This is a genomic window from Pseudomonas fluorescens (assembly GCF_000967965.1).
GTDB lineage: Bacteria > Pseudomonadota > Gammaproteobacteria > Pseudomonadales > Pseudomonadaceae > Aquipseudomonas > Aquipseudomonas grandcourensis.
Window position 1 is genome coordinate 153,506 of sequence record NZ_LACC01000005.1, and the last position, 19,382, is coordinate 172,887.

18 protein-coding genes and 1 pseudogene are annotated in these 19,382 nt (G+C 60.5%); 3 read left to right on the plus strand and 16 right to left on the minus strand.

The annotated features are described in order from the left end of the window. Positions 1-1,101, plus strand: coding sequence for an extracellular solute-binding protein (locus VC35_RS04185; RefSeq protein WP_046037941.1), 1,101 nt, complete (start codon positions 1-3; stop codon positions 1,099-1,101). 48 nt (positions 1,102-1,149) lie between these two features. Next, positions 1,150-2,274, plus strand: a complete 1,125-nt coding sequence (locus VC35_RS04190; RefSeq protein ID WP_046037944.1) for an agmatine deiminase family protein — start codon at positions 1,150-1,152, stop codon at positions 2,272-2,274. Positions 2,275-2,411: 137 nt separating this feature from the next. On the opposite strand, the gene VC35_RS04195 is transcribed toward VC35_RS04190, so the two are convergent. From VC35_RS04195 to VC35_RS29860, 16 genes and pseudogenes are all read right to left on the minus strand, one after another. Further along, positions 2,412-2,840, minus strand: a complete 429-nt coding sequence (locus VC35_RS04195) for a nuclear transport factor 2 family protein (protein WP_046037947.1) — start codon at positions 2,838-2,840, stop codon at positions 2,412-2,414. Positions 2,841-2,842: 2 nt separating this feature from the next. Beyond that, complete coding sequence (locus VC35_RS04200) at positions 2,843-3,577, minus strand: SGNH/GDSL hydrolase family protein (RefSeq protein ID WP_046037949.1); 735 nt, start codon at positions 3,575-3,577, stop codon at positions 2,843-2,845. A gap of 6 nt (positions 3,578-3,583) precedes the next feature. Next, positions 3,584-4,156, minus strand: a complete 573-nt coding sequence (locus VC35_RS04205) for a chorismate mutase (RefSeq protein ID WP_046037950.1) — start codon at positions 4,154-4,156, stop codon at positions 3,584-3,586. Positions 4,157-4,237: 81 nt separating this feature from the next. Then, complete coding sequence (locus tag VC35_RS04210; protein ID WP_046037951.1) at positions 4,238-4,528, minus strand: DUF7693 family protein; 291 nt, start codon at positions 4,526-4,528, stop codon at positions 4,238-4,240. A 250-nt stretch (positions 4,529-4,778) separates the two neighbouring features. Then, positions 4,779-6,332 carry an amino acid permease gene (locus VC35_RS04215; RefSeq protein ID WP_046037952.1) on the minus strand — a complete coding sequence of 518 codons (1,554 nt, stop codon included), beginning with the start codon at positions 6,330-6,332 and terminating at the stop codon, positions 4,779-4,781. Positions 6,333-6,466: 134 nt separating this feature from the next. Continuing rightward, positions 6,467-7,627 (minus strand): iron-containing alcohol dehydrogenase, encoded by a 1,161-nt coding sequence (locus tag VC35_RS04220; RefSeq protein WP_046037953.1) that lies wholly within the window; start codon positions 7,625-7,627, stop codon positions 6,467-6,469. A gap of 3 nt (positions 7,628-7,630) precedes the next feature. Continuing rightward, positions 7,631-9,022 (minus strand): aldehyde dehydrogenase family protein, encoded by a 1,392-nt coding sequence (locus tag VC35_RS04225; protein ID WP_046037955.1) that lies wholly within the window; start codon positions 9,020-9,022, stop codon positions 7,631-7,633. Between the two features lie 7 nt (positions 9,023-9,029). After that, positions 9,030-10,403 (minus strand): glutamine synthetase family protein, encoded by a 1,374-nt coding sequence (locus VC35_RS04230; protein ID WP_046037957.1) that lies wholly within the window; start codon positions 10,401-10,403, stop codon positions 9,030-9,032. A 173-nt stretch (positions 10,404-10,576) separates the two neighbouring features. Then, positions 10,577-11,610: pseudogene (locus VC35_RS04235) on the minus strand (winged helix-turn-helix domain-containing protein). A 78-nt stretch (positions 11,611-11,688) separates the two neighbouring features. Next, a complete protein-coding gene (locus VC35_RS04240) occupies positions 11,689-12,012 on the minus strand; it encodes a hypothetical protein (RefSeq protein WP_046037958.1) in 324 nt (107 codons plus the stop codon). A gap of 174 nt (positions 12,013-12,186) precedes the next feature. Then, on the minus strand, positions 12,187-12,879 hold the full coding sequence (locus tag VC35_RS04245) for an RES family NAD+ phosphorylase (protein WP_046037959.1): 693 nt from the start codon (positions 12,877-12,879) through the stop codon (positions 12,187-12,189). Continuing rightward, complete coding sequence (locus VC35_RS04250; protein WP_046037960.1) at positions 12,873-13,277, minus strand: antitoxin Xre-like helix-turn-helix domain-containing protein; 405 nt, start codon at positions 13,275-13,277, stop codon at positions 12,873-12,875. The genes VC35_RS04245 and VC35_RS04250 overlap by 7 nt, the downstream gene beginning before the upstream one ends. A gap of 147 nt (positions 13,278-13,424) precedes the next feature. Further along, positions 13,425-15,014, minus strand: a complete 1,590-nt coding sequence (locus VC35_RS04255) for an ArnT family glycosyltransferase (protein ID WP_046037961.1) — start codon at positions 15,012-15,014, stop codon at positions 13,425-13,427. Positions 15,015-15,279: 265 nt separating this feature from the next. After that, the gene (locus tag VC35_RS04260) at positions 15,280-15,486 is read right to left on the minus strand and encodes a co-regulatory protein PtrA N-terminal domain-containing protein (protein ID WP_046037962.1); all 207 of its coding nucleotides are present in this window, start codon (positions 15,484-15,486) and stop codon (positions 15,280-15,282) included. Positions 15,487-16,064: 578 nt separating this feature from the next. Next, a complete protein-coding gene (locus VC35_RS30210) occupies positions 16,065-17,561 on the minus strand; it encodes a methyl-accepting chemotaxis protein (RefSeq protein WP_046037965.1) in 1,497 nt (498 codons plus the stop codon). A gap of 384 nt (positions 17,562-17,945) precedes the next feature. Then, positions 17,946-18,080: a hypothetical protein gene (locus VC35_RS29860; protein ID WP_259674421.1), complete on the minus strand. Its 135-nt coding sequence runs from the start codon at positions 18,078-18,080 to the stop codon at positions 17,946-17,948. A gap of 475 nt (positions 18,081-18,555) precedes the next feature. Between VC35_RS29860 and VC35_RS04275 the strand changes: the two genes are divergently transcribed. After that, positions 18,556-19,338 (plus strand): transporter substrate-binding domain-containing protein, encoded by a 783-nt coding sequence (locus VC35_RS04275; RefSeq protein ID WP_046037967.1) that lies wholly within the window; start codon positions 18,556-18,558, stop codon positions 19,336-19,338. Positions 19,339-19,382 lie beyond the last annotated feature (44 nt).

Genomic DNA, 19,382 nt, shown 5'->3' on the forward strand with positions numbered 1-19,382 from the left:
ATGAACACGATCAACAAGCTGTGCCTGGCCATGGGGCTGGCGCTGGGCTGTGCGGTGCCTGCGCTGCACGCCGAGGAGAAAACCCTGCGGCTGTACAACTGGGCCGATTATTTCGCCGAGGACACCCTGAGCAAGTTCACCGCCGAAACCGGGATCAAGGTGATCTACGACGTCATGGACGGCAGTGAAACCCTGGAGGCGAAAATGCTCGCCGGTGGCAGCGGCTACGACCTGATCTTCCCCGGCGACACCGTGGCCGAACGCCTGATGCGCGCCGGCAGCCTGCAACCGCTGGATCAGTCCAGAATCACCGCCCTGAGCGACGTCGAGCCGGGGTTGCAGAAATTGCGCTCGCACTATGAGCATTCGAGCCAGGCCACGGTCCCGTACACCTGGGGCACCATCGGCCTGACCTACAACGCCGAGCAGATCGCCCAGCGTGCGCCGGACGCGCCGGTCAATAGCCTGGACATGCTGTTCAAGCCGGAACTGGCGGCGAAGTTCGCCGACTGCGGCATCTCGATGATCGACTCGCCGGACGAAGTGCTGGCGGTGGTGCTCAACTACCTCGGCCGCGACCCGCGCAGCGCCAAACCGGCGGACCTGGCGGCGGCCAGTGACTTGCTGATGAAGCTGCGGCCGTACATTCGCAAGTTCCAGTCGCAACCGGTGACCGACCTGGTCAACGGCAACCTGTGCGTGTCCCTGGGCTACAGCGGCGACATGACCCAGGCGCAGCGCGCGTCGGACAGCGCCGGCAAGAAAACCACCTTCCACTACCGCATTCCCCTCGAAGGCACCACGGTGTGGATGGATACCATGGCCATTCCCGTCGACGCCCGGCACCCGGAGTACGCCTACGCATTCATCAATTTCGTGATGCGCCCGCAGAACATGGCGGCCATCAGCAACTTCACCGGCTACCCGACCTCCAACGCCAAGGCTCGCCCGGATGTCGATGCCGCGATGCGCAACAATCCGGACATCTATCTTGATGAAGCCACCTACGCACGGCTGATTCCCGGCAAGGACATTCCCCAGGCCGACATGCGGGCACGCATGCGCACCTGGACCAAGTTCAAGACCGCTACAGTCAAATGATTACCGGCCGGCCCGAGGGCCGGCCAAACCTCGATTTCAGGAAAACACATGCCGACACGTCGAACATTCATCAAGCAGGTATCGGTCGCCGCCGGGCTGGGCGCGGTGGTGTCCATGGGATTGGGCTTTGCCGGCCTGCCGGTGCGAGCGGCCGGCAAGGGCAAGTGGTACATGCCCGATGAAGGAGACAAACACCAACGGGCTTTCATCGCCTTCGGCGCACAGGCCGCGATCTGGGAGGACTTCACGCCCCACGTGCAAGACGCCCTTGGCCGGATCGCCCGCAGCATTGCCGAATTCGAGCCGGTCACCGTGTTCTGTCGCCAGAGCGAACGGCGCCTGGCCGAAGCCAAATGCGGCAGCCACAACACCACCTTCGTGATCACCGAACTGGATGACATCTGGATGCGCGACATCGGCGCCAATTTTGTCGTCGACGGGAGCGGCGGCCTTGGTGCCGTGGACTTCAACTTCAACGGCTGGGGCAACAAACAGCAGCATGAGGACGATGCGCAACTGGCCGCCCTGGTCGCCGAAAACGCCAAGGCCGATTACCTGCGCAGCGAACTGGTGGGCGAGGGCGGTGGCATCGAAGTGGACGGCCACGGCACCGGGATCATGACCGAAAGCAGCTGGATCAACCGCAATCGCAATCCCGACTGGAGCAAGGCCGACGTCGAGGCAGAACTGAAAGAACGCCTGGGTCTGCGCAAAATCATCTGGCTGCCGGGCATCAAGGGCAAGGACATCACCGACGCCCACGTCGACTTCTATGCGCGCTTCGTCAAGCCCGGCGTGGTCATCGCCAACCTCGACAACGACCCCGAGTCCTATGACTACAAGGTCACTCGCGCCCACCTGGACATCCTGGAAAACGCCACGGATGCCGATGGCCGCAAGTTGCAGGTGCATACCGTGTCGCCGCCGCTCAACCCGCGCAACAGCCAGTTCAACAAAGACAATCAGGACTTCGCCGCCGGCTACATCAACTACTTCGTGATCAACGGCGCGATCATCGCTGCGCAATTCGGCGACGAAGAAGCCGATGCCAAAGCCTTCGACCTGCTGTCCGAGCTCTACCCGCAGCGCAAGGTGGTGCAACTCGACATCGACGCGATCTCCGCGGGCGGTGGCGGGATTCACTGCGTGACCAGTCACCAGCCGATGGTGTGAAGTTTTCAGGCTGTACACAAAACCTGTAGGAGCGAGCATGATCGCGATAGCGGTGGGTCAGTGAACAACATATTGACTGACACTCCGCCATCGCGAGCAGGCTCACTCCCACAGGGATTTTTGGTGAGTCGGATAAGTCAGGCCTTGCTGGCCTTCAGATAAGCCCCCAACCGCCGCCCCATTTCCTCACCCAACGCCTGCAAGCCACTCAGCGGCCGCACCATCACTTCAAACTCGACAATCTTGCCCTGTTCATTGAAGCGGATCATGTCGATGCCCTTCAGCTCTTTCCCGCCGACCCTGGCGCTGAATTCGAGAATCACGTTCAAGCCATCCGCCGTCGCCAACTCGCGGTGATAGGCCAAATCCTCGAACACGTTCATGACCGTGTTGAGGATCATCGACACCACCGGCGCCCCCGGATACGGCGTGTGCGCCATCGGCGAACGGAACACCGCCTGCGGATCGAGCAGTTCGGGCAAGCCGCTCAAGTCGCGGTTGCCGATCATCCCGTGCCACTGCTTCAGGGCCGCTGCGACGTTGTGGTTCAGGTTCAGCTCGGACATCTTCAACTCCTGTTTTTTATTGTTGTGGTGCGAAAGCGTTGGTCGATAACCCTGGCGGCATCGTCGGCCCACTGGCGGTAGAGCATCGGCCCCGGATGAAAACCATCGCTGGCCATCAAGCCCGGTTCGGGCGCCAGTGGGGTAGTCAGCATCGTACATTGATCCAGGCGTGCGGCCAGATCCGCCAGATGTGCGTTGAAACGCCGCGCCCTGAAACCCAGGAACCAGCGCAAGGGTTGCGGCAGCGCGGGGAACAAATGCATCGGCGGAAGCGGCGACACCACGATCTGTCTCACCGCAAACTTGTCGCACAACAGCGCCATCAAACGCTGTTGCCGAGCGAGCCACTGATCCAGGGTGAGTGAACTGGTGACATCGTTGACGCCAATCGACAACAGCGCCACATCGAACGGCTCGGGGGCGTGCTGTTCGAGCAGCTCCAGCAACCCTTGGGAATCCAGACCCGTGCGCGCCCAGAGTTTCCACGACACCTGGTAATCATCGGCCAAGCGCTCCACCAGCCGACCGCTGAGGGCTTCACCTTGAGTCGCCGCACCCACGCCTGCAGCGGCGCTGTCGCCGACAATCAACAAGCGCAGAACGTCGCCGCTGCCGGCATCGCCCTGACGTTCGCCTTCGGCCTCCGGCAACTTGGGCGTCAAGCGCCGTGTGTACAGTCCCTGTGCCAGCAACACCGGGCCGAGCAGGATTTTGGCGAGGGTTTCAGTGTGGCTCATTTGACGTTATCGCCCCGCAATACACAGCTCCCCGGTTGCACGAATCATCGCCTGGCCATGCAGGTAATCCTTGATCAGCGCGGAGCGTTCGGTGGCCAGCCATTGCGGGCAGTTCGGGTCATTACGGTAGGGCAGGAACGCGGCGTACTGCGTGAGCAGCTGGTTTTGCAGGGTGTCGAGCTTGGGCCGGATGTCTTTGTTGAGGTCTGGCCGTGGCGTGTCCGGTGCCTTGTGCGCCGCTTGCCATTGTGCGATTCGGCCGTATTGCACCAGTTTACTGGCTTCGATCTGGGCGGCGATCAGGTCGGCGACATCGTCGGGGTCTATCTGGTGCTGGGCCGCCTGCTTCCTCGCGTTGGCGATGACTTGCGCTTCCCGGGCGTTGTCCTGGACCGGTTTGCCGCTGTCCCATTTGGTCAGCGCCACCAGCTCGCTGATGTACAACCGCTCATTCATCGTCGCCAGCAAGGGTTGCAAGGCATCGGGCGCTGGGGGCGACGTGTCCGCTTGCACGCCGCCAGCGAACAAGCCGAGCAGGGTGCAGGCCAACCAGTGCGGCAGGCGAGGGGAACGGGGCATGGGCAGAACCTCCTTGGACGCGAAAATCACTCCGGCTTGTTTATCACAAGTGCGGCCAGGGAACGACAGGTTGCGAAGGATTCAGGCCAGCAACCGTTCAATCTGCGCCAGCTCCCAGGTGCTGAGCAGACTCACCGGGTCGGTGCCGAAGCGTTGCCCGTTGTCGAACACATATTCACGGCCATCGGGGCTTTGGCCGTGCAGGCAGCGGCGCAAGTGGCCGGCGTCGACCTCCAGTGTGAGTCGCCAGCCGTCGATGTCGACCCGAACATGGCCGGACTCGCAGGCGTTGTCGACTCGCTGGAAAGTGCAAATGCCCTGGGCGGCATCGCGCAACGGCTGGTAAACCTCGCGGGCGGTGAGGGCGGGCACAGGTGTCTCCGGGGTGAAATCGGAGGCACAGGATAAATCATCGCCATAAAAAAAAGCCCGGCGAACCGAGCCCCATTTTGTTCCCTTGGCACTGCACGGTACTTGTGGCGAGGGAGCTTGCTCCCGCTGGGCTGCGTAGCGGCCCCAAAAATGTCCGCAACAACGCCGATTTTTGTGAGTGCTGCGCACTCAAGCGGGACGGTGCGGCGATCTCACAAGCTCCCTCGCCACAGGTTACTCATTGCTCGCTCTATTTGCGGTTCAACGCCTCCTCCGCCGCAGCAATTTCAGCCTGGCGCTTGACGATCATGTCGCCCACCGGCGGCCCCTGGAAGCGCCGGGCTTCAAAACCGAACCAGACGATGGCCGTCAGCACCAGGAAGCCGATGGTGATGTACAGCGCCCAATCGTTCGGTGGCTGGATGCCGATGACGAAAATGATGATCATCGACAGGATCGAGAGAATGGCGAACACCGAGTACCAGAAACGGCCCATGTTCCACGGCCCCATGGTCGGCCACTTCGACGTCCCGAAGGTAAACAGGCCGAGCACGATGGGAATGGCGAAGGAGAAAAACAGGAAGATCACCGTGCAGGACACCACGATCGTATAGACCGGCGTTGCCCCGATCGAGATCACCGACGATCCCCAGTCGAACAACACCGCGAGGGTGGCACCGGTCCAGATCGCCGCGACCGGGCTGCGATGGGTCGATGAGACCGAGGACAGCGCTTTTGAGCAAGGCAGGCCACCGTCCCGGGAGAACGCGAAGATCATCCGTGAAACCGAGGTGACGGTGGCCAGTCCGCAGAGTATCTGCGAGATGAAAATCGCCACGTAGAGCACCAGCTTCAAGGTCGGGTTGACCTGGGTGTTCATGGCCCAGAAAAACACGTTCCAGCCTTGCTTGGCCGCCTCGTCCATGTTCGGCAGCATCAGCACGAACGCGCTGAGCATCAGCCAGCCGAACAGCAACGACCAGACCACCGACATGACCATGCCGCGCGGCACCGACATGGCCGCATTGCGGGTTTCCTCGGAGGTATGCGCAGAGGCGTCATAGCCGGTGATGGTGTAGATCGGCAACAGCAGGCCCAGCATGAACACCCAGCCGTTGGAGACCTGTGGCCAGACGCTGCCGCCCACCTCGCCGGAATAGTTGCTGAAGGTCCACAGCCGCGCGAATTCGTAGCTGGGTGCCGACATCAGGCAGACGATGGTCAGTGCCAGCGCCGTGGCGAAGATCAGGTAGCCGGAGAAGTCAGTGAGCTTGGCGGTCAGGCCGATGCCCAAGTGGTTACACAAGGCCTGCAGGCCGGTGAGGATCGCCAGGAAAATCACCCGGACCGTGGTCGTGTCCTCCATGCCCAGCGCCGGTCCGAAGGCACCGAAAAAGAAGTAATAGGTGCCGACGTTGATCGCGCCCAGCACCGTGACCAGCCCCAGCAGGTTGAACCACGCGGTCAGCCAGCCAGTGAAGCGGTTACCGAGGATCGAGCCCCAGTGATACAGGCCGCCGGCGGTGGGGTAGGCCGAGGAAATCTGCGCCATGGCCATGGCGAATACCCCGGAGATCAGGCAGCCGATCGGCCAGCCGATGCCGATGGATATCCCACCCGCACCCGAGGTGCCCTGGGCCAGGGAGTTGATGCCACCCGAGAGGATGCAGATGATCGAAAAGGAAATGGCGAAGTTGGAGAAAACCCCCATTCGTCGTGAGAGTTGCTGGGCATAGCCCATGCTGTGCAGCACCTTGACGTCATCGTCGTGCGTTTCGGTGCCCGGCTGGCTTGCTGGGTTCATGATGTGTGCCCCTTCAGGTGTTCATACGCAACCATCCGGCTGGCCGGATGGGCTGGCTTTCAACCCCTTGTCGTACTGCTCCTGTCGCTATCGGATCACACCTGTCCATGCGCAGTGCCGGCCAGGCGACTGCTCTACAGACGGCCGTGAAACGCCGCGTCGAAAATCTTTGCCACGCCGTCCCGGGTCAATGGCAGCGGGTTGCCGCCGGCAGAGGGGTCGACAATCGCCATGTCGGCGATCAGGTCGGCCTGCCGGTCATCCACGCCCAGTTCAAACAGGGTATGGGGCACACCGATGTCCTTGCGTAGCTTGAGGACGAAGGCCAGGAAACTGTCGAACCCCGGGGAGGGCAGGCGCAGGTACGCCGCCAGGCGGGTGATGCGCTCCTCGATGGCCGAGCGATTGAACTGCAGGACATAGGGCATGAAGGTGGCATTGGTCATGCCGTGATGGGTGTCGTACAGCGCACCCACCGGATGGGAGAGCGCATGCATCCCGCCCAGGCCTTTCTGGAATGCCGTGGCGCCCATCGCCGCTGCCGCGAGCATTTGCGCGCGGGCCTCGAGGTCCGATGGCGTGTGTACCGCCTTCACCAGTGAGTTGGCCACCAGGCGCATGCCTTCCACGGCAATGCCATCGGCCAGGGGGTGGAAACCGGGGGCGCAGTACGCTTCCAGGCAATGGGACAACGCGTCCATGCCGGTGCCGGCGGTGATTTTCGCCGGCATGCCGACGGTGAGGGCCGGGTCGCTGATCACCACGCGCGGCATCATTTTCGGGTGGAAAATGATGCGTTTGGTGTGGGTGCGCTCGTCGATGATCACCGCCGCACGGCCGACTTCGGAACCGGTTCCCGCCGTGGTCGGCACGGCAATGACCGGGGCGATGCGGCTTTCGTCTGCGCGGGTCCAGTAGTCGCCGATGTCTTCGAAGTCCCAGACCGGGCGGGTCTGGCCGCTCATGAAGGCAATCAGCTTGCCCATGTCCAGGCCACTGCCGCCGCCGAACGCGATCACGCCATCGTGCTGGCCGGCACGCCAGGCGTCGAGCCCGCCGGCCAGGTTGGCCTCGACCGGGTTGGGCTTGAGGTCACAAAACAGCGCCACGCCAAGGCCGGCGGCGCGCAACGCATCCAGCGCCGCCGTGGTGATCGGCGCACGCGCCAGACCGCTGTCGGTCACCAGCAAGGGTCGCTGGATGCCCTGGCTGCGACAGACCTCGGCCAGTTCGGCGATGCGCCCGACACCGAAACGAACGCTCGTGGGGTAGTTCCAGTTTCCTGTCAGGTTCATGGTCTACACCTCGTGACGCAGATGAAAGGATTTGGCCCGGGTCAGGTGCTCGTAGCCCAGTGGCGACAGGGTGATGCCGCGCCCGCTGTTCTTCACGCCGGTCCAGGCCAGTGCCGGGTCCAGGTAATCGCAGCGGTTCATGAACACGGTGCCGGTGGCGATCTCGTTGCCCAGGCGTTCGGCCGCTGCGAGGTCCTGGGTCCAGATGGACGCGCTGAGCCCGAACTCACTGTCGTTCATCAAGGCGATGGCTTCTTCATCGCTGGTCACCGGCATGATGCCGACCACCGGGCCAAAGCTTTCGTCGCGCATGACCGACATTTGATGGGTCACGTCCACCAGCACCTGCGGCGCGAGGTAGGCACTGCCCGGCACGTCGGCGGGAAATGCCTGCGGATCGATCAGCGCCGTCGCACCCTGGGCCAACGCTTCGGCGATCTGGCCACGAACGAAGAATGCGGCGCCCGGTGTCACCAGCGGACCGAGGGTGGTGGCTTCGTCCAGCGGGTTGCCCAGCACATACTGGCGGGTCAGTTCGGCGAAGCGCTCGACAAACACCGGGTAGATTTTCTGGTCGACGTAGATGCGTTCCACGGCGCAACAGCTCTGCCCGGAATTGAAGAAGCTGCCGTCCACCAGATTTTCCACCGCATGCTCAAGATTGGCATCTGCCCGAACGTAGGCCGGGTCTTTACCGCCGAGCTCCAGGCCCATGCCGAGAAACTGTCCGCTGGCGGCGTTTTCCATGACTTTGCCAGCCTCCACGGAACCGGTGAAGTTCACCTGCTGCACGCGCCCGCAAGCAATGATCGCCCCAGTCGACACATGGTTGAGCAGCAGATTCTGGAACAGCCCCTCGGGCAGTTTTGCACGACGCATGGCCTCGGCAAAACGCTCGCCCACCAGCAGGGTTTGCGACGCGTGCTTGAGGATCACGCTGTTGCCGGCCATCAGCGCCGGGATGATCGTGTTCACCGCCGTCAGATAGGGGTAATTCCACGGAGCGACCACCAGCACCGTGCCCAGCGGCTCGCGTTTGATAAAACGCCGAAAACCCGCCTTGGGCTCCGGCTCTATAGCGGCCAGGGCCTGCGGTGCGATAGCGATCATGTGCCGGGCGCGTTCGGCAAAGCCGCGCAGTTCGCCGGCGCCGTAACGCACCGGGCGGCCCATCTGCCAGGCCAGTTCCGGCACGATGTCGGCCTGCATCGACAGCATCGCGTCCACTGCGGCGCTGCAATAAGCCGCGCGTTCGCTCAGTGATCGGCGTTGCCATGACGCCTGTGCGCTGGCAGCCGCCGTCAGCGCCTGCTCGACCTGCGCCGCATCGGCAAGATCGCGTTCGACGTACACCCGGCCATCGACCGGGGAGATCAGTTGCACCTTCTCAGTCATGATGTTCTCAGTAGCGCTCGAAGCCGCGCTGCAATTCCCAGTCGGTGATTCGCCGGTCGTACTCTTTCTGCTCCCACTCGGCGGTGTGCACGTAATGGTCGACAACCTCGTCGCCAAAAGCCTCGCGCAACATGCTTGAGCTCTTGAGAGCGGCGCTTGCCTCGCGCAGAGTCTTGGACACTTCCGGCAAATGCTCATCGAGGTAGGCGTCGCCTTCGAACGGCGGCGCAAGAACGAGCTTCTCGTCGATACCCTTCAATCCTGCTGCGATCAGCGCGGCGAAGGCCAGATAGGGGTTGAGATCGGCACCGCCGATGCGGCATTCGATGCGGATGGCCTTGCTGCCTTCGGCACACAGGCGAAAGCCGGCGGTGCGATTGTCGCGGCTCCAGACCGCCCGCGTCGGCGCAAAAGTGCCAGCCTGGAAACGCTTGTAGGAGTTGATGTAGGGCGCGAGAAAACAGGTGATGTCGTTGGCGTACTTGAGCTGCCCGGCGACCCAGGCGCGCATCAGTTTCGACATGCCGAACTCGGCTTTCGCGTCGAAGAACAGCGGCTTCTTGGCGTTCTTGTCCCACAGCGAATTATGGATGTGACTGCTGGAACCGGCGGCGTCGTAGCGCCACTTGGCCATGAAGGTGATCGCCTTGCCCTGCAACTGCGCGATCTCTTTGCAGGCATGCTTGATGATGACGTGGTGGTCGGCCATGGTCATGGCGTCGGCGTAGCGGATGTTGATCTCTTCCTGCCCTGGGCCCCATTCACCCTTGGAGTTTTCCACGGGAATGCCCGAGGCCTGCAAGTGCTTGCGGATCGCCCGCAGCACCGGCTCTTCGCGGGTGGTCTGGAGGATGTTGTAGTCCTCGATGTAATGGCCGGCGGTTTTCGGTTTGTGATAGTTGCGCTTGTGGATCGCCTCGTAGCTCTCATCGAACAGATAGAACTCGAGTTCCGAGGCAAACATGCCGGTATAGCCGCGCTCACGCAGGCGCTCGACCTGTTTTTTCAGAATCGCCCGTGGGCTGTGGGGCAGGTCCTGGCGATGGTGATGATCGAGCACGTCGCACAGCACCAGCGCCGTACATTCAAGCCAGGGCACGCGCCGCAGGGTGGACATGTCGGGCTTGAGCACGAAATCGCCATAACCCTTGCTCCAACTGGCCGCGGCGTAACCCGGCACGGGCTCCATGTCGATGTCATCGGCCAGCAGGTAGTTGCAGCAGTGGGTTTCTTCATGGCCGCTGTCGATGAAAAACTCGACCTGGAAGCGCTTGCCGACCAGGCGTCCCTGCATGTCGACCATGCAGACCAGAACGGTATCGATTTCGCCGGCAGACGCGGCGTGCTTGAGTGCATCAAAGCTGAGGAGGGGCTCTGTCATCACGGCAATCCTGCGTGAAAGGTTTGGGCCAGTCTGGGATAGCTGTTGCAGACGCTCTCCAGAAAAACCCAAAACCTGCAGAACCGAGCATCGTGAGCAACGAGTTGATCAAAGCTTAGCCTACCCTTGCAAAGTGCAAGTTTTGCCAGGTGAAAGTCGTGTTCAGCGACCCATCACTCCGGCAACCCCGCCAACCGCAGTCCATCGACGAACCGCGCGAAATCCTCAGGCCGTTGAATGGGCAGCCAGTCCTTGAGGGTGCACAGGCGCAAAGAGGGATCCAGCTCTCGCAGGCGTTGCATCGCCAAATCCGCTTTATCCACTCGACCGCCGAGTGCATGACTGGCCGCCACCAGCGCCGCCGCGATCAGCAGACTGGGCAGGTTGCCCAGTGCCTTTTCCGCCCAGCCCGCAGCGGCATCGAAGTGCCCGGCGAAGAAATGCGCGAGCGCCATCCCAACCTGCATCCTGAACATTTCCGGATCCAGCGGACTCAAGCGAACGGCATGGTTCAAATTCTCGATGGCGGCGTCTGTTTCGCCGTGCAGCGCCCTCAGGATACCGCCCAGATGTGCGTCCCGCTCGTCGCATCGATCAGTTGCCCGGTAATGCGCAGCCTGTTGCCGCACTTGCGTACGCTGCCTTCGAGCACGTAGCGCACACCCAACGCCTGGCCGACGCCTTGGGCGTCCACGGCCTGGCCCTTGTAGGTGAAGCTTGAGTTGCGAGCGATGACGAACAGCCAGCGGATACGCGACAGGGCGGCGATGATGTCCTCCACGACGCCGTCAGCGAAGTATTCCTGCTCCGGATCACCGCTCAGGTTCTGGAAGGGCAGGACGGTGATCGAGGGTTTTTCCGGCAGGACGAGCGCAGGGGAGGGGATTGGTATCGGGGCAGCGCTCGGGCGTTCATCGCTATCGGGCTGTCGCGCTTCCTCGGCCATGTTGCCGTTGATCCGGCCAACGAAGCGGTAGCCTTTGCGGGCGACGGTGCGTACCAGGCGCTGCTCCTCACCGGTATCGCCGATGGCCTTGCGCACGGCATTGATGTGGCTGGTGATCGTCGATTCCGAAACGATCCGGTCGCCCCACACCGCCTTGAGCAATTCGTCCTTGCTGACGACGCGATCGGGATTGTTGACGAACAGCAGCAACAAGTCGAAGACCTGCGGTCCGACGGACACGACTTGTCCGCGCAGGGTCAGTTATCAAACCGTGAACCACGAAAAAGCCCGGCTGTTGAGGCCGGGCTTTTCGTTGAGTCCTGCGGTCAAGCACTGCATTCAGACAGCGCGGCTTTCGATCAGACGGTCGGAGCCACCTTCGGCGACGCGGTTTTGCAGCAGTTTGTCGGAACCGCCTTCGGCGACGCGATTTTCCAGGAGCTTGTCCGAACCGCCTTCGGCAACACGTTTTTCCAGCAGGCGATCCGAGCCGCCTTCGGCCACGCGATTCTCGATCAGGCGATCGGAGCCACCCTCGGCCACACGGCTTTCAATCAGACGATCCGAGCCGCCTTCAGCGACCACAGGTTGAGCAGACGTTGCGGCGAAAGCGTTAACTGCGAAAACCGAGAAAGCGATGCTGAGGAGGGTCTGGCGTTTCATGATGGTGTGCTCCGGGGTGCTTATGGGTTGGTATGGAGCAGATGTTACGCCGGGGATTTTTTAAGAGAACTTCATTGAAATGATGGTGACTATCGATGCGGTCAATGGATCGAACACCACACGTGCAAACACCGCTTTTTGTGGCGAGGGGTTTCATTCGCCGATCAATGAGGTTCAGGCTTCGCTGATCTGGCTGACACTGGTGATCTGCCCATTCCAGACCATCTCGTAATGCGCCGTCTGCACAATCGACGAAACCGGCCTCGGCGTCATCAGCGCCCAGCAATGACTGCCCGGCATCCGCACCGAGTGATAACGCAAACCGGGACAACCGGCGTCCCGCACCGCCCGTCCCAGCACTCGGGAATGGCTGTAGTCGTCCGGCGCATACACCGGATCGCTCATCGGCAGGGCGGTGGCGTCCTTCATCCCGGCATCGCCAAAAGCACAAGCCAACCCCCGGAACACAAAGCGCTCATAGTTCAGGCTCGGCACCCTCGACCAATACAGCGCCTGGTGATGGCGCACCTCGGCCAGCGCCGCTTCCATCGAATCCGCCAGGTACAACACGCCAAAACGGCCGTCGCTGAAACGCGAACCCGCCGGATTAACGTGGGTAAAGGGCGCAATGGCGTAGGAGCAACCCGCAATGCCAAACGGGATCTCGCTGCGCGCAATCAACTCCAGCTGACCCACCTCATTCTTCAACCGAGGATTGGTCAGCGCCTGAATCTCGAACAACACCTCGAACTCATCTGCGTCCGCCACATCATCAAACAACGCAATGGGCGGAAACTTCGAATTGACCAGGCGATAAGCCTGCAACGACTGACCGGCAAACACCGCCAGCTCGCTCGCCATCACCATTGCGCACCCCGCAGCATGTCGATGCGGCGGAAGGTTTCATACAGCGAAATCATGTCGCCCTGGGCCATGATCTCCAGCGGCGAACGCCCGTTGAAAAACTCGTTGTCGTTGGCCATCGAGGCAAAGCCGTAGACGTTGTCCGGGTTATCGAACACCAGCCGCAACGTCGCATGCATGTTCAGCACGAAGCTTATGCGCTGCATCTGGTCCGCATCCAGCGCCACCGCCCAATCCGGGTCGCGCTGCCGGGCGCGGGTGTAGGTGCTGCGGGAAATACGCAAGATGCGACAGGCCTGGTCGCTGGTGGCTTTCCACTTTTCCAGAATGCTCACGGCGGCGCGCAGGCCGGTGACGCATTGGTTTTTTGTGAAGGATTGGGCTTGGATGGGGACGGCCATTTTCGTGTGCTCTATCTGAGTCTGTAGATTCAAATGTAGTTTTATTGAATCTATAGAGCAATATTGCCGCGACCAGTGGGCTTGCGCATATAAACAAAACGGGCGCCCCGCAGACGCCCGTTTTTATTGATAGCTCACTTCAATACATCATTGATCCAAAGCCTGCGTTACCGCTTGCCTGGTCACCGCCGTTTTCCCATCGGGAACAAACGCCGCACTGCCATTCTCATGCGCATGAAACAGCCGTGCGCCGTTGTTGGGCTTGGTGGTGATCAATTGATGGTCGGCCGACAGATAATCCAGCGGCAGTCGTTTGATGTCCTTGTACTGCTCCACGATGATCGTGCGCTGTGGATTCCAGGTCTCGCCACTTTGCTTTTCCAGCCATGCCATCAATGCGGCGCTGTCGCCGGTTTGTGGAATGTCCGAATCCGGGAGCACGTAGTAGAACGGGGCGCCCTGGTTTTGCAGGTACATCGGCAGCTTGTTGTCGACATCCACCAGCACCATGCGCCATTCGCTCCACGGTGCCGTCTTGATGGCTTCGGCGCGCACCTCCTGGGTGAACTGCATGACGCCGCCCGCACCGCCGTTGGTCCAGGGATAGACAACACCAAGGACCAAGAACAGGAACCCGGCCGCCCCGGCAATACCCTTGGTCCAACCGGGCCCGCCGGATTTACCGGCAGCCTGACGCGCCGCCATGCGCCGGGTGACCCACCAGGCCGCCAGCAATTGCGCGAACGGCACCAGCGGCAAGACGTAGTAGCTGCGCCGGCTGCCACTGGCGGTGAAGAACAGGAACAGCAACCCCAGGCCCAAAATCAGCCAGCGAACGTTGGGTTCGGTGTGCTTCCAGCCGCGCACGGCCACCCACAGGCCGAGCATCCAGCAGGGTGCCCAGGGCAGGGTGTAGAGCGGCAGATACAGCAGGTAGGTATAGATCGGGCCGATGTTGTCGAACGGCTTGAAAAACCGAACCACGTTCTCCTGAAACACCAGGCCCAGCCCGCTCGGCCCAAAAGTCGGCGTGCCATAACGGTGCGACAACATGAACGGCAGCATGTAGACCACGCCACCCACCAGCATCGCCAGAAACAGGCGTGGATTGAGATGGTTTTTCCAGCGTCCTTCACTGAGCAGATGCGGCAACAGCATCAGCCCCGGCAGGATGAATCCAATCAAGCCCTTGAGCAGTGAGGTCAGCGCCAGCATCAGGAAAAACACGCAGTACCGACTCAGGCGCGTGTCGTCCGGGCCGCGCCAATACCACCAGACTGCCGCCAACACACCGCAAACCGTCAGCACGTCCGCCGTGGCGACCCGGGCCCAGAACACGAAAAAGAACGTCGTCGCCAGAAACCACCCGGCAATCAGGCCGGTGCCTTTGCTATAGAGCCGTTCACCGATCAGATAGACCAGCCAGACACTCAGCCAGGCCGCCAGAACCGAGGGCAAGCGCAGCGACCAGTGCCCGAGGCCACCCATCAAATGGGCCGTGGCGGTAATCAACCAATAGGACGGCAGCGGCTTGTCGTAGTAGGGCATGCCCTTGAGGTAAGGATCGAAATAATCGCCGGTTTGCAGCATCTGCAACGCAATGTTCGCCCAGCGCGTTTCCGCGCCCCAAAGCTCCCTTGCGCCCAACCCGAACAGCAATAGAAACGCCGATACGCCAAGCAGAAGGATCAGCGCACCCTGGTCACTTTTCAGAAAACGAACTAAAGAATTTTTCATCACTGTTTCGCATGTTGCGCTCGCCGTGGCGACGCTGGAGTAGCAAGGCTATCGGGCGAAATGTGATGGGATTGTCAGTAGATTGCGAATAAACCGTTGCTTCGGATTGAAGCGTGGTTGCTGCATCAAGTGAAGTAAGGCCGTGATCTGCATGATGAAAAATTGTTCATGCAAACCACGGCCCCATTATCGATCAAACGTACGCCCCAACCCATCCAGTTGCGTGGCAACAGGCGCTGGTCGACGACTGCTCAATACCAGCTGATCAGCCTTTGACGCGATCGGCGGCCTTGGCTTTGCTTTCAGCTACAGCGGGTTCAGCCTGCTGTTTTTGTGCAACCTGGAAGGCTTCCATCGAGACTTTTCGGGCCGACTCCATGCGTGCGAAGGTCTTATCACCGCCACCTGTGGCCATCGCCAGAGAAGAGGCGGTCAGAGCGGCAACTACGAAGAGAACTTTCATGGATTTCATTTGGGTATCCTCAAGTGATATTTAATTAAAAGCTGACAGTGGAATCTATTTGCTAAAACCGATATTCCTCGGCCGACTAAGAAGGCACACCAGGTTTCACGGTGCTTCTTTGTTCAAAGAGTCAATCAACATGACGCCCAGTGCGACTTGATTGAAGTTTGCTGTTGCTGGCTGTCATCAAGGTCCAGCCATTTACATTAATTAACCCGCGGCATTACACAGCCAGGATAAAAGCAAGCTAATCGAATGAACTTCCAATCATTCGATTAGCTAAATTTGCAGGTAACAAAAAACCTCATTCGCACTGAGTGCCTATGAGGTTTAGCTTCCACTTCTGGGGGCAGGTGGGGAACAGAGCCCGCGTCACCTGTTGCGTATTCTGAACGGGGAAACCCGAGTTCGTTCATTTTTTGATCAAATTCGCTGACCAACGGCAGTCTCATGGCCAGTCATTTTTTGCCCGTCTGGATAGCGCAGCCAGCACCATGACTGGCTTTGCGGCGAGTCGGAAGGCAGATGAAACGCCCGCGGATTTTTTCGTCTTTTTTTAAAACACCTCGAGGAAAATCCGGGCTGCATCATTGGTGAAACGTCCGCCCCAACGCATCCAGCCGAGTCGCAATCGGCGGCAAACGCCGACTGCTCAGTGCCAGCGTCTCCACATCATCCGCCGTGTTCTGCGCAATGCTCTGCACCGACTGCAAGCGCCCGACAATCTCGAAACTCGCCGAGGACTGTTCGCGGGTCGTCGTGACAATCCGCCCATTGAGCTCATCGATGTGCAAGATGTCGCTGCCGACGGCCTGCAACATCGCCACCGCCAACTGACTGTCCTCGACACAGCGCTCCACACCTTCGCGACTGTCCTGCATGGCCTCCACGGCTTTGCGGCTGCCTTGCTGCAAGGCCTCGATGATGGTCCGGATTTCCTTGGTGGACACCGCCGTGCGCTGCGCCAGGCTGCGCACTTCATCGGCCACCACCGCAAAGCCCCGGCCTTGCTCGCCGGCACGCGCCGCTTCAATCGCCGCGTTGAGCGCCAGCAAGTTGGTCTGGTCGGCAATGCTGCTGATCACCTCCAGCACCGTACTGATCTGCTGCGCCTGCCCCGCGAGCACCTGCACAGTCTGGTTGGTGCCCTCCAGGCGCGAGGCCAGTTGAGTGATTTCCTGCCGCGCACGGTTCACGCTTTCCTGCCCACGGGTGATCTGCACACTGGCTTGGCCGGCATGTTCAACGGCATGCTCGACATGCACCACGATGTGCTCCATCGCATCGCCCATGCGCTGCATCGACCCGGTCATCTGCGCGATTTCCGTCAACTGATGCTTCGCGCCTTTCTCCAGCGTGTTACTGGCCTTGGCCAACTCCTGGCCCAACTGCCCCAAGCCCTGAGAGTCATGCACCACGCCGTCCACCAGCGCGGTGATCTGCCCCAGGAACTGATCGAAGCGCTGCGCCAGCGACACATGCACCCGCGCCTTGTCACCCTGGCCGGTACCGACGGTGAACTGCGACGTGGTGGCGAGCATCTTGTCCAGCATGTCCTGGCTCTCCACCGCATCGGCCTGGCTGTGCACCGCCAGATAGAGCAGCGCGACCGTCTCCATCACCACATAAAAGGCGTGAACGAACACCATCGTCCAACCCCCGTGATGGGCCATCACAAACACCGGAAAACCCTGATGCTGCAGCGCATGAAACACCACGTGATGCAGCGCAATCGTCACCGCCGCCACCAGAATCGGCAGCCAGTCCCGATAAAACGTCAACACCGCCAACAACGCAAAAATCCCGAAGTGCGACTCAATGACCCCCTCGGCCTGATTGATATGCAACGCCGCCATCACCATCAAACCCACGCCCAGCAAACAACGCATCAACCGCGACCCGCCGATGGCGCGATACAACAGCGTCAATAACACGCTGGTGCCACCGCCCACCAACAGCGCCTGCTTGAAGGTGTCGTGCCAGAACGCCAGGCCGATAGCGAAAGCGAACATCAGCCAGATCAGGCCCAGCATGATGCGGTCGGCTTTGCGGTAGTGGTCGAGGAAACGAGGGGGGAAGGGCATGTACGCTTACTCCATGTATTCGAACCGGGAAGAAGCTGGGGTAGGACTAATACCAAAAGACAAGCCTGACACTGACACTGTGGCGAGGGAGCTTGCTCCCGCTGGGCTGCGAAGCGGCCCCAAAAAAATGGGACTGCTGTGCAGTCCAACGGGAGCAAGCTCCCTCGCCACAGGTCCTTTATCGCTTGAGCCATTGAGGCAAATCGATTGCCGCCATGGTCGAGGTGTATTTGAGAAGCCGTGGGGAGCGTAGCCCTTGGCCATCATTCTTGACCGGTACGACGTCGCTTGCGCAAAACAATGTCCGATATAGAGGCAAGTAATGCCGAAGTGACGGGGAGTACGACAGACTCCGTTGCAAAGCCTGTCGTACTCCCGAGGTCATTACGACTTCTTCGACGGATAGTTACCGCGCAAGCCAACGGACTTGTTGCCGGTTTTGCTCGGCAGGTTCGGCACTAGCGGACGGGATCTGGGCTGGGGGTTGGAGCGGCTTTGGGGTTGAGGTTGCTTGCTCATTGTTCACCTCCTGACTTACAGGATTTCGCGAGGTGGTTTACTCATGAAGTTTAGCTAATCGACTGTGGTCAGGGGGGGGCACTTGGGGAAGGTGTTTTGAGCGATTGGCTTTTCTTTTTCGGCCCCGTTGATAGACCCCCTTACGCGATTCTCGGATGTTGCCTACAACTTCGGCAGGATTGAGCCAGGAAAGTCGGCGCCCTTAATTTCACACTTTGTTACCGCATACCCCAGCCGGGCGTAAAAACCTGCTTTGGTAACAGCCTGTTCGGCTGCCTCCCTCCTTGCGCTCACTTGCCTGCCAAGCCCATCCCAGAGCGCTGTACGCGCCTTTTCAAACGCCCAATCCGCGAATTGGCCGGGTGATTGCATATGCTTGTCTGTACAAGTATCTGCGTGTGCATAAGACATTCCGCCACGCAGTACACGTGCTCTTGCGTCACAAGCGCTTTCGATGGTCCTTGGGAATAAAATAATGAAAAAAGCATTTCTCACCCTTTCTGCATTGGCTTTGTGCATAGCTGCCGGTTCTGTGCTGGCCAAGGAGTACAAGGAGTTGCGCTTTGGCGTCGACCCCTCTTATGCGCCGTTCGAATCCAAGGCCGCTGATGGCAGCCTGGTGGGCTTCGATATCGATCTGGGTAACGCAATCTGCGCTGAGCTGAAGGTCAAGTGCAAATGGGTCGAAAGTGACTTCGACGGCATGATTCCCGGCCTCAAGGCCAACAAGTTCGACGGCGTGATCTCTTCCATGACCGCCACGCCAGCGCGTGAGAAAGTTATCGATTTCTCAAACGAGCTGTTCTCTGGCCCGACCGCGCTGGTATTCAAGAAAGGCGTGGCCATCGGCACCGATCCGGCCTCCCTCAAGGGCAAGAAAGTCGGCTACGAGCAAGGCACCATCCAGGAAGCCTACGCCAAGGCCGTGCTGGACAAGGCAGGGGTAGAGACCCAGGCCTACGCCAACCAGGACCAGGTGTACGCTGACCTGATCTCCGGACGCCTCGATGCCTCGATCCAGGACATGCTGCAAGCCGAACTGGGCTTCCTGAAGTCGCCACCAGGCGCCGACTTCCAAGTCAGCGAGCCGGTCGGAAGCCCCCTGCTGCCAGCCAAAACCGCCGTGGGTCTGACCAAAGGCAACGCCGAGCTCCAGGCCTTGCTGAACAAAGGTATCCAGGCACTGCACGACAATGGCACCTATGCGGCCGTCCAGCAGAAGCACTTTGGCGATCTGAATCTCTACAGCGGCAAATAATGACCCTGCGCCCATTTGCGGATGGGCACTTTTTTGATTGACGT